Annotated in this window: 9 protein-coding genes; 5 read left to right on the forward strand and 4 right to left on the reverse strand. The window is 72.6% G+C overall.

The window, feature by feature from the left end:
* Window positions 1-70 precede the first annotated feature (70 nt).
* Together ACKTSN_RS14080 and ACKTSN_RS14085 are read left to right on the forward strand one after the other, a co-directional pair.
* Window positions 71-1915, forward strand: coding sequence for an HSP90 family protein (locus ACKTSN_RS14080; protein WP_409469447.1), 1845 nt, complete (start codon window positions 71-73; stop codon window positions 1913-1915).
* Window positions 1912-4923 (forward strand): tetratricopeptide repeat protein, encoded by a 3012-nt coding sequence (locus tag ACKTSN_RS14085; RefSeq protein ID WP_409469448.1) that lies wholly within the window; start codon window positions 1912-1914, stop codon window positions 4921-4923. Before ACKTSN_RS14080 ends, ACKTSN_RS14085 begins: the two co-directional genes overlap by 4 nt.
* A 48-nt stretch (window positions 4924-4971) precedes the next feature.
* Here ACKTSN_RS14085 and ACKTSN_RS14090 read toward each other — a convergent pair whose 3' ends face one another.
* Complete coding sequence (locus ACKTSN_RS14090) at window positions 4972-6687, reverse strand: DAK2 domain-containing protein (protein ID WP_409469449.1); 1716 nt, start codon at window positions 6685-6687, stop codon at window positions 4972-4974.
* Between the two features lie 265 nt (window positions 6688-6952).
* Here ACKTSN_RS14090 and rpmB point away from each other — a divergent pair, with 265 nt between their 5' ends.
* A complete protein-coding gene (gene rpmB / locus ACKTSN_RS14095; RefSeq protein WP_003993230.1) occupies window positions 6953-7138 on the forward strand; it encodes a 50S ribosomal protein L28 in 186 nt (61 codons plus the stop codon).
* 127 nt (window positions 7139-7265) lie between these two features.
* Here rpmB and thiD read toward each other — a convergent pair whose 3' ends face one another.
* Window positions 7266-8069, reverse strand: coding sequence for a bifunctional hydroxymethylpyrimidine kinase/phosphomethylpyrimidine kinase (gene thiD, locus ACKTSN_RS14100; RefSeq protein ID WP_129801545.1), 804 nt, complete (start codon window positions 8067-8069; stop codon window positions 7266-7268).
* On the reverse strand, window positions 8066-9028 hold the full coding sequence (locus ACKTSN_RS14105) for a thiamine-phosphate kinase (RefSeq protein ID WP_385512920.1): 963 nt from the start codon (window positions 9026-9028) through the stop codon (window positions 8066-8068). Before ACKTSN_RS14105 ends, thiD begins: the two co-directional genes overlap by 4 nt.
* A gap of 227 nt (window positions 9029-9255) precedes the next feature.
* On the opposite strand from ACKTSN_RS14105, the gene ACKTSN_RS14110 reads away from it, so the two are divergent.
* Both ACKTSN_RS14110 and ACKTSN_RS14115 read left to right on the forward strand, forming a co-directional pair.
* Window positions 9256-9489, forward strand: a complete 234-nt coding sequence (locus ACKTSN_RS14110) for an Lrp/AsnC family transcriptional regulator (RefSeq protein WP_003997603.1) — start codon at window positions 9256-9258, stop codon at window positions 9487-9489.
* A gap of 20 nt (window positions 9490-9509) precedes the next feature.
* Window positions 9510-10010 carry a DUF3515 domain-containing protein gene (locus ACKTSN_RS14115; protein ID WP_409469450.1) on the forward strand — a complete coding sequence of 167 codons (501 nt, stop codon included), beginning with the start codon at window positions 9510-9512 and terminating at the stop codon, window positions 10008-10010.
* Between the two features lie 23 nt (window positions 10011-10033).
* On the opposite strand, the gene ACKTSN_RS14120 is transcribed toward ACKTSN_RS14115, so the two are convergent.
* The gene (locus ACKTSN_RS14120) at window positions 10034-11191 is read right to left on the reverse strand and encodes a D-alanine--D-alanine ligase family protein (protein WP_409469451.1); all 1158 of its coding nucleotides are present in this window, start codon (window positions 11189-11191) and stop codon (window positions 10034-10036) included.
* Window positions 11192-11234 lie beyond the last annotated feature (43 nt).

Below are 11234 nucleotides of genomic sequence, written 5' to 3' on the forward strand. Positions count from 1 at the left end.
TTCGCGGTCACGGCCTCACCCGGACCGCCCGACCCCGCGCCGACGTCCTCCCCCCACCGGCGCTGTGACGATGGACTCCCAGACCTCACAGGCATCCCAGTCAGCCCCTTCACCTCATACGTTCCAGGTCGACCTGCGCGGTCTGGTGGATCTGCTCTCCCATCACCTCTACTCCAGCCCGAAGGTCTATCTGCGCGAGCTGCTGCAGAACGCCGTCGACGCCATCACCGCCCGCCGGGCCGAACAGCCCGACGCCCCGGCGCGGGTGCGGCTGTACGGCGGGGGCGGCGCCCTGCGGGTGGAGGACTCCGGCGTCGGGCTCACCGAGGCCGATGTACACAGCCTGCTGGCGACCATCGGCCGCAGTTCCAAACGAGCCGACGGGATCCAGGAGGCGCGCTCCGACTTTCTCGGGCAGTTCGGCATCGGATTGCTGGCCTGTTTCGTCGTCGCCGAGCGGATCCGGGTCGTCAGCCGCAGTGCCCGCACGCCCGATGCCCGGCCCGTGGAGTGGACGGCGACCGACGACGGCTCGTACACGGTGCGGACGCTGCCGGACGAGGCCCGTCCCGAACCGGGGACCACTGTGCACCTGGTGGCGCGGGCCGGGGCCGGGGAGTGGCTGGCCGAGGAGCGGGTGCTGGCGCTGGCGCGGGACTTCGGGTCGCTGCTGCCGTACGACGTCCGGGTGGACGACGAGGCGGTCACCGACCTTCCGGCGCCCTGGGACCGGCCGTACCCCTCCCCCGCCACCCGGAGGGTGGCCCTGGCGCGGCACTGTCACGAGCTGTTCGGGTTCACGCCGCTGGACTCGATCGACCTCAACGTGCCGCTCGCGGGCATCCGCGGTGTGGCGTACGTCCTGCCCTCCGCGGTCAGCCCGGCGCAGCGCGCCCGGCACCGGGTCCACCTCAAGGGCATGCTGCTGACCGAGCGCGCCGAACAGCTGCTGCCCGACTGGGCGTTCTTCGTTCGCTGTGTGCTCGACACCGACAGCCTGCGGCCCACGGCGTCACGCGAGTCGCTCTACGAGGACGAGACGCTGGCCGCCGTACGGGAAGCCCTGGGCGAGCGGATCCGGTCCTGGCTGACGGGTCTTGCCGCCGGTGATCCGGAGCGGCTGGCGGCGTTCCTGTCCGTGCACCATCTGGGCGTGAAGTCCCTTGCGCGGCACGACCGGGAGATGCTGCGCACGATGCTGCCGTGGCTGCCCTTCGAGACGACCGACGGGCAGCTGTCCCTGGAGGAGTTCGCCCTGCGGCACCCGGTGGTGCACTTCACGCGCACCGTCGAGGAGTACCGGCAGGTCGCCCCGATCGCGTCCGCGCAGGGCATCGGCGTAGTCAACGGCGGTTACACGTACGACAGCGAACTGGTCGAGGCGCTGCCCTCGGTCCGCCCCGGCACCGTGGTGGCCGAACTCGACGCCGACACGGTGACCGCCCACCTGGATGCTGTGGACCCGGCCGAGGAGCTGGCCCTTTCGGGCTTTCTGGCGGCCGCGCGGGCCACCCTGGACCCGCTGGGCTGTGACGTGGTCCTGCGGGCCTTCCACCCCCTGTCCGTGCCCGCGCTGCATCTGGACGACCGGGCGGCCCGGCACGAGCAGGCCCGCGCGGACGCGGAGGAGCAGGCCGACGACCTGTGGGCGGGCATCCTGGGCTCGCTGCGCGGCAGCACCCCACGCGCGCGTCTGGTGCTCAACCACCTCAACCCGCTGATCCGCAGGATCAGTTCACTGAACGAACCGGAGCTCGTGGGCACCGCCACGGAGTCCCTGTACGGCCAGGCCCTGCTCATGGCGCAGCGCCCGCTGCGGCCGGCCGACTCCGCGCTGCTGAACCGCGCGTTCATCGGCCTCCTCGAATGGGCCACCCACAGCGACTCCGACTCCCCTGGGGACGGTCACCGATGAGTGAGATCACCGACTTCGACGCGCTGCGCCGGGCGATGGCGGAGAACTCCGAGCAGCCGGAGGGCCCCGCCCGCAACGCGCGCGCGGAACAGCTGCTCGCCGAGGCCGAGAAGCTGGGCATCCCGCTCGCCGTGATCGAGGCGCTCGGACACCAGCTGAAGGTCTACAACTACAGCTCCGAGAAGGACAAGATGTTCGTCCCCTTCGCGCGTCTGCTGCGCATGTGGGACGAGCGGCCCGAGGACTTCGACGAGTACGAGACCCACTCCCTGCACTGGGTCTTCAAGTGGATGTCGTCCGGCATGCTCGACCAGCCGCACATCCCGCTGGCCTCCATCGAGAAGTGGCTCGGCGAGATGGAACACCGCTACCGACTCGCCGGGCACTCCGAACGAGCCGTGCGCAGCGCCGAGTTCAGCGTGGCCGCCCATATCGGAGACGTGCAGCGGGCGGAGCGGGCGTACGCCGCGTGGCTGGCCGCAGACCGGGACAGGATGGCCGACTGCCAGGCGTGCGAGCTGCAGGGTCAGGGCCGGTGGCAGGTGGAACGGGGCGCGGACGCCGAGGCGCTGAAGCTGTGGGGTCCGGTGCTGGACGGCGAGTTCACCTGCGCCCACGAGCCGCACACCACCCTGGCGTCCTCCCTTGTGCCCCTGCTGCGGCTGGGCCGCCTGGACGAGGCACGCGCCCACCATCTGCGCGGCTTCCGGCTCGTACGGGCCATGGAGAGCATGCGGGGTGCGTACGCCGACCATGTCGAGTTCTGCGCGCTGACCGGCAACGAGGCACGCGGTCTGGAGCTGCTGGCCGAGCGGCCGGCGTACTTCACCGACACCGGACATCCGCGCAGCCGAATGGAGTTCATGAGCGTGGTGAGCCTGCTCATGAACCGTCTCACCGAGCTGGGCCTGGGCGATCAGCAGGTCCCGGGACCGGCCGGCCGGACATGGAACGCACGCGAACTGGCCGCCCACGCGCGCGCGGAGGCCCTCGCCCTGGCGGCGCGTTTCGACCAGCGCAACGGCACGTCGTACGTCAGTGAGTGGGCACGCGCGCGGATGGGGCAGCGGCCGCTGGTGGAGCGGCTTGCCCTGGGCGTGCGTGCGGAACGGCTGTCTCCGGGCGTACGGGCGGCGCGCCCGGCGTCCGTGGCGCCCGTCGCGTCCTCGCCCGCCGCGAGCGGGGACGAGCCGGACCTGGCCGCGCTGCTGGCCGAGGCGCGCCGCCTGTCGGATGCCCTGCAGCCGAACGCCGTCGAGGCCTGGGCGGCCGTCGCCCGGGCCGCGGAGGGCGTCGACCTGGACGCCCGTGACCGCGCGGAGATCGCCGATCACCAGGCGATGGACCTCGGGCCCGAGGGCGCCGAGCTCTTCGAACGCGCCACCGAGCTGTACGCCGAGGCGGGCGACCCCGGTGAGGCGCTGGCCGCACGCGCGCGTGCGGCGTACGTACGCGCTCTCGGGGGGCGGGTCGCCGAGGCGGTCGAGGCCGTAGCCGAGCCCTACGACCGGGTCCTCGCCCTGTATGCCGAGGGTGCCACGGGCGTCCGGCAGACCGCGTCCGTGCTGATGGGGCGGGCGCGGATCCTGATGCGGAGGGTGCAGGAGGCGGACGAGGCCTCCGGGGCGCCGGGGGCCGACGTTGCCGCAGAGGCCGACGCCGTACCGTCCCCTGCCTCCTCGCACGAGGCCGTCCTCGCCGACGCCGAGGCGGCGGCGCGGGAGGTGCTGGCGCTCGTGGAGGGGCACGCCGGGGACGACGTCCGGCTCGCCTCACGGGCCGCCGAGGCGCGGGCCATGCTCGCCGAACTCGCGGTGCACCACGGGGATCTGGAGGTCGCCGCCGAACTGTTCGCGCAGGCCTCGGCGGCGTACGTCGACGCGGGGCTGCCGTGGTTCGCGGTGGAGTACGAGGCCCGGCTGGCCGGACTCGCCCACCACCTCGGCGACACGGCGGAGGCCGAGCGAGCGCTGAAGGCGGCCCTGGAGCACGGCGGACCGCACCTGGAGGCGACCGGCCGGGCCCAGCTGCACCTGCAGCTCGCCGAGGTCCTCGGTGGCAGCGGCGAGTCCGCGGAGGCCGCCGAGCACGCCCTGGAAGCGGCGCACTGGGCCGACGAGGCCGGCGAGGGCCCGACGTTCGGCGCCTGGGCGCGGCATCTGCTCGGCGGGTTCCTGCTGCGGCAGGGGCGGTGCGCCGAGGCCGCGGAGGTGCTGGAGTCGGCGTTGCTCGACCTGACCGCCGAGACGCACGGCGACGGCGCGATCGTCCAGACCCAGTGGTGGCTCGGCGACTGCCTCAGCGAGCTCGGGGAGCACCGCGCCTCCGCCGAGCGCCGACTGCAGGCCGCCGAGATCGCCCGGCACTGGCCCGAGCAGCAGGACCACGCGACCCTCGCCCACCTCGCCGCCGAGTCCCTCGGACAGGCGGGGCTGCCCGCCAAGGCGGACCGGGCGTACGCGCGCGCGGGCGACCTGTGGCGTTCCCTCGGCAACGTCCACGGTCTGGTCCGCTCGCTGCGCGCCCGCGCGTGGCTCGCCCTGCGCACGGAGGACGGCACGGACACGGCACGGGAGCTGATGACGCTCGCCCTCGGCGAGTGCGAGCGGGCGCTGGGTGCCACGGCCGACGAGGACGCGCAGCAGCGGCTGACCGCCGAACTGGGCGACACGCACCGCCAGTTCGGCGACCTGCTGGCCCGCTCGTCCGCCGAGGACGCCGGGGACGGCTCGATCCAGGCCGCGTTCGCGGAGGCCCTGGCCCAAGTGGCCCAGGCCGTCGCAGTGTTCGCCTCGCTCGGGGACGCCACCGTGCACAGCCGTACCGGTGCCGAACTCGCCGCGGGCTGGCTGGCGGCCGACCTGGGCCGCAGCGCGGAGGCGGCTGCACGCGCGCGTGCCGTACTGGCCGCGTACGCGGATGCCGTCGACGAGACCGACGTCGCTCGGGCGCGGCGGGCAGAGGCCGAGCAACTGCTGCGGGTGGTGGAGGAACAGGAGGATCGTTGAACGAAACCCCACGGAGGCGGGGAGCGATGGGCCCTCCACCGATGGGCCCTACTCCACCCCTATGAGCAGCAGCGCCCCCTGCCGCCCACCCCGGTACACCACCGTGTCGACGGCGAGATACGCCTCCCTCACCCGGGCCTCCAGACGCTCGGCCACGGACTCGGGAACCTCGTCGCCGAGGACGAGGGTCACCAGTTCCCCGCCGGCCGCGAGCATCCGGTCGAGGACGGACTCGGCGGTGGCGGTGACGTCCGACCCGATCACGGCGACGTCCCCGTCGATGAGGCCGAGGACGTCACCGGCCTGGCAGATGCCGGCCATGGTCCAGGACTGGCGTTCCGCGACGCCGACCTCGCCGTAGCGGGTCGAGCCCGCCGCCGACGTCATCGACACGACGTCCTCGTCGAAGCGGCGCTCCGGCTCGTGCACCGCGAGCGCCGCGATGCCCTGGACCGCGGAGCGCGTGGGGATGAGGGCCACCCGGATGCCCTCCGCACGGGCCTGCTCGGCCGCCGCGACCGCGGTGTGGCGCAGCTCGGCGTCGTTGGGCAGCAGGACGACCTCGCGCGCGTGCGCCCGCCGTACGGCCTCGACGAGCTCCCCGCTCGCGGGCGGCTCCCCGGGGCGCGCGAGCACGGTCGTCGCGCCCGCCTCGGCGTACAGCCCGGCCAGGCCCTCGCCGGGTACGACGGCCACCACGGCTCGCTCGGCCCGCTCCCGGGCCGGCCGCTCCCCGCGGGAGGTGTGCACGTCGTCGGCCGCGAAGTGCGTGATCCGGATCCGGTACGGCCGCCCGGCCTCGACGCCCGCCTCCACGGCGGCGCCGGCGTCGTCCACGTGCACGTGGACGTGGACGTTCCACAGCCCGTCCCCGCCGACGACCACGAGCGAGTCCCCGAGCGCGTCGAGTCGCTGCCGCAGCCGCGCCACGGATGCGTCGTCGGCTTCCAGAAGGTAGATCACCTCGTACGCGGGACCGCCCTCCGTCACCCCGTCCGCACACTCCGCCGCATCGTCGACGACCGGTCCGCCCCGAGGTGCCTGCCACGTGTCGGACCCCACGCGCGCGTGCCGCACGGAAGCCGACACCGCCACCGTGCCCGGCGCCTCCCCCGTGAACGTCTCCACCAGCGCCGCCAGCACCGCCACCAGCCCGCGTCCCCCGGCGTCGACCACCCCGGCCCGCCCGAGGACGGCCAGCTGTCCCGGGGTCGCGGCGAGGGCGGCCCGCGCCCCTTCGTAGGCGGCCCGTGCGACCGTCCCGCAGTCGCCCTCGGCTCCACCGGCCGCGTCGGCAGCGGCCGAGGCGACCGACAGGACCGTGCCCTCCACGGGGTGGGCCACGGCCTGGCGGGCGGAGTCGGCGGCGCGCCGCAGCGCGAGCCGCAGGCTCTGGGCGTCGGTCTGAGCGTCCTCACCGTCGACGAGCACCTGCGCCATACCGCGCAGCAGCTGCGCGAGGATCGTCCCGGAATTGCCCCGCGCCCCGATGAGCGCCCCGTGCGCCATCGCGCGCGTGACCTCGGCCAGCGACGGCCCCCCTGGATCCCGGGAGCCGACCTCGTGCGCGGCGAAGACCGCCTCCACCGCGGCAACCGCCGACTCGACGGTCAGGTACAGATTGGTGCCGGTGTCCCCGTCCGCCACGGGATACACGTTGATCGCGTCGATCTCCTCACGCGCGCGTCCCAGCGCCTCCAGCGCGAGACCGCACCAGGTACGCACCGCCAGAGCATCGAAGAATGTCTGCGGCACCTGCGCCACCTGCGCCTCCTTGAGCTGGACGTCGGACGCAGCGTAGCCCTGGGGCCGGTGCCCGGCGGAAGAGGGCGGGGGCGGACGCCTGAGCCGCCGTGGTAGTTTCGTTGTACGGGCGCAGCCGTTGTATGCTGCTCCGGTTGCCCGATCCCGATCGGGCTATTCCCCTGGCAACGCCACTCAGATCTCAGATCGCTCGCAAGAGCCTAAGATCTTGATCCCGGCATGCCGGGATCAACCGTAAGTGCATCTGAAGTCTTTGGAGTGACCCGTGGCTGCCAACTGCGACGTCTGCGGCAAGGGGCCGGGCTTCGGCAACAACATCTCGCACTCGCACCGCCGTACGTCCCGTCGCTGGAACCCGAACATCCAGCGTGTGCGTACCGTGGTCGGCGGGACGCCGAAGCGCGTGAACGCCTGCACCTCGTGCATCAAGGCCGGCAAGGTCTCGCGCTGACGCACAGCTGCTAAGCGCGCGGCCACTGCTGGTTCGCTGCAGAGAGCCGGTCCACCTCGTGTGGACCGGCTCTCTGCTGTGCCCGAAGCGGATCCGCGGCCACGGGCATCGAGCTGAGGGCAAGCGCTTACGCGCCGCCGCCCGCCCTGAAGCGCCACCCATGGTCCACAGGCCCGATCCCCCCACCGAGCGCGAACCCGGCCGCGATCGCCCCGGTGACGTACTCCTTGGCCGCCGCCACCGCCTCGGGCACGGACTGCCCCTTCGCCAGCTGTGACGCGATCGCCGACGCGAGGGTGCAGCCCGTGCCGTGCGTGTGCCGGTTGTCGTGCCGGGGCGCGCGCAGCCAGTGCTCCTCGGAGCCGTCGGTGAGCAGATCCACGGCGTCGCCTGGGAGGTGACCGCCCTTGATCACGACCCAGGTCGGTCCGTACGCCAGCACGGCCGCCGCGGCCCGGCGCAGGTCGGCCTCCGACTCGACCCGTACACCCGTCAGTTGGGCGACCTCGTCGAGGTTCGGCGTCACCACGGTCGCCGCCGGCAACAGCTTCGTCCGTACGGAATCCAGCGCGGAGGCCGCCAGCAGCGGGTCCCCGTGCTTGGAGACGCCCACCGGGTCGACGACCGTGGGCGCGTCCGTCTCGCCGATCAACTCGGCCACCACCTCGACCAGTTCGGCCGAGGCCAGCATCCCGGTCTTCACGGCCTGGACGCCGATGTCGTCGACGACGCTGCGGTACTGGGCCCGCACCGCCGCCACCGGCAGTTCCCAGGCGCCCTGCACGCCAAGGGAGTTCTGCGCGGTGACCGCGGTGAGCACGCTCATGCCGTGCACACCGAGCGCGAGCATCGTCTTCAGGTCGGCCTGGATGCCCGCACCCCCGCCGGAGTCCGAGCCGGCCACGGTCAGCACTCTGGGCGGCGCGCTCATGACTCGATGTCCCCGAAGTGGTCCCAGCCGCCCTTGGTCCACGCCGCCCCGTCGACCGTCACCTGCGGCAGTGCCGAGGGGTTGAGCACCTCACCGATGACCTTCCAGCGGGCGGGCAGCTTCACGTCCGGCGGGAAGGTCGCCACGATCGCATGGTCCTCTCCCCCGGTGAGCACCCACTGCAGGGGGTCCACCCCGACCGCCTGCCCGATGTCGTTCATCTGCGAGGGGACGTCGATCGCACCGGAGCGGATGTCGATACGGACCTTGCTGGCCTCCGCGATGTGCCCGAGGTCGGCGATCAGCCCGTCGCTGACGTCGCACATCGCCGTCGCACCCAACGCGGCCGCCGCCGGACCGGCGTGATACGGCGGCTCGGGGCGCCGGTGCGCCTCGACGAAGGCGCGCGGCGAGCGGAACCCGCGCGACAGCACCGCGTACCCGGCGGCGGACCAGCCGAGCCAGCCGGTCACCGCGACGAGGTCACCGGGCTGGGCACCGGCCCGGGTCACGGGCTCCTGGTTGCGCAGATCGCCGAGCGCGGTGATCGACACCATGATCGTGTCACCCCGTACGACATCACCGCCCACCACGGCGGCGCCCGCGACCTGGCACTCGTCGCGCAGGCCGTCCATCAGCTCCGTCGGCCAGGTCACCGGGAGTTCGGCCGGGACGACCAGACCGAGCAGCAGCGCGGTCGGGACGGCGCCCATCGCCGCGATGTCCGCGAGGTTCTGCGCGGCCGCCTTGCGGCCAACGTCGTACGCCGTGGACCAGTCACGGCGGAAGTGCCGCCCCTCCAGGAGGAGGTCGGTACTGGCCACCACCCGGCGGTCGGGCGCGGCGACCACCGCGGCGTCGTCACCCGGCCCGACCCGCACCGCTGGGGTGGTGGTGAGACGGGAGGTGAGCTCCCTGATGAGCCCGAACTCACCGAGCTCACCAACAGTGCCCTTCATTGCCCTTACGCCCCTTCTGTCCCTGTGCGTTCCCGGTCGCGGGTCATCAGTGTCCTCGATACGGTCGAAGTGACCGCCGATCCGCCCCACCCGACCGTCAACATCCGTCGTGCCTGCACCGCGGCGCGCGTGCCGTAGTCACCGCAGGTCTCCCCGCGGCGAGCGGCAACGCGATACCGTGGCGTTCCTTTTCCCCACATGATCCTCGTGGCCGCCCTGGAGGTTCCGTGGTACAGGCGTACATCCTGATCCAGACGGAGGTCGGCAAGGCGTCGACCGTCGCCGAGACGATCAGCAAGATCCCTGGGGTGATCCAGGCCGAGGACGTGACGGGACCGTACGACGTCATCGTGCGCGCCCAGGCCGACACCGTCGACGACCTCGGCCGCATGGTGGTCGCCAAGGTCCAGCAAGTGGACGGGATCACCCGCACCCTGACCTGCCCGGTCGTCCATCTGTAGCCCCCGTCTACCCTTGGCCGGTGAAGTTTTCCCGTCACCGGCTCATCGGTCTGTCCGCGTCCGTCCTGTTGATCACCGTCGCGGGCTGCTCCTCAGCAGACGACAGCGCGGGCACCGCGGTTCCCAGCCCGGACACAGAGGTCACCAAGCTGTGTCAGAACCTGGACGGTGCGCTGCCGCGTGAGGTCGCCGGTCTGGAGCGCCGGGACCCCGAGCCCCGGTCCGTCCTCACGGCGGGCTGGGGAAACCCCGCGATCATACTGCGCTGCGGTGTCGCACGGCCGCCGAAGATGACCGACCCGAAGGTGGCGGAGGGGCGGGATCCCGACGCGGTGGCCGGGGGCGTGAACGGCGTCGACTGGCTGATGGAGAACGCGGGCGACGGGGCGTACCGCTTCACAACCGCCAACCGTCTTGCGTACGTCGAGGTCGCCGTGCCGGAGGGACGTGACGCGTCCGCCGTGCTCATCGATCTCGCGTCGGCCGTCAAGAAGACGATTCCGAAGGGGATTGCGGACTGAGCGCCGGTCGCCCCCGGCGGCGTTCAGCGCAGTCCCGTTGAGCGGCGAAGTGCCGCCTGGATCAGGCGGTCCACCAGCTCCGCGTACGCCACCCCGCTCGCCTGCCACATCTGCGGGTACATCGAGATGGGCGTGAAGCCGGGCATCGTGTTGATCTCGTTGATCACGAACTCGCCGTCCTCGGTGAGGAAGAAGTCCGCACGGACGAGCCCTTCGCAGGACGCCGCCTCGAACGCCTCGACGGCGAGCCTGCGCACCTCGGCGGTCTGCTCGTCGGTGAGCGGGGCCGGCACGATCCCCGGCGTGGAGTCGATGTACTTCGCCTCGAAGTCGTAGTACGCGTGCGCGTCCGGCGGCGGGATCTCGGCGGGGACGGAGGCGCGCGGGCCGTCCTCGAACTCCAGCACGCCGCACTCGATCTCACGGCCACGCAGCGCGGCCTCGACGATGATCTTCGGGTCGTGGCGCTGGGCCTCGGCGATCGCCTCGTCGAGGCCTTCGAAGGACTCGACCTTGGTGATGCCGATCGACGACCCCGCGCGCGCGGGCTTCACGAACAGCGGCCAGCCGTGCTCCCCCGCGAACTCGGCGATCCGGCGCCGCGCACCGGTCTCGTCGAGCTGCCACTCGCGCGGCCTGATCACCACGTACGGGCCCACCTTCAGCCCGAACGAGACGAACACCCGCTTCATGTACTCCTTGTCCTGGCCCACGGCCGAGGCGAGCACCCCGGAACCCACGTACGGGACGCCGGACAGCTCCAGGAGACCCTGGAGAGTGCCGTCCTCGCCGTACGGACCGTGCAGCACCGGGAAGACCACGTCGACCTCGCCGAGCGCCTTGGGCACCGATCCGGGCTCGCTGTAGACGACTTCACGGATCGCGGGGTCGACGGGGAGCAGCACGCCGCCTTCGGTCGACTCGGCGAGCCCCTCGACGTCGGGCGTGCGGCGGTCGGCGATCGCCATGCGCTCCGGTTCGTCGGCGGTGAGCACCCAGCGGCCTTCCCGGGTGATGCCGATCGGCAGGACGTCGTACTTCGTCCGGTCGATGGCCCGCAGGACGGCGCCGGCGGTGACCGTGGAGATCCCGTGTTCGGAGCTGCGCCCGCCGAACACGACGGCCACGCGCGGCTTGCGAGACGGCTGCTCAGGGCTCTGGGGGAGGTTCTCGGTGCTCATATCGCGATGAGAGTACCCGTTGGTAGGGGCGGGAGACAGCGTC

This window comes from Streptomyces flavusporus (assembly GCF_046267975.1).
In the GTDB taxonomy this organism is placed as follows: Bacteria; Actinomycetota; Actinomycetes; order Streptomycetales; family Streptomycetaceae; genus Streptomyces; species Streptomyces flavusporus.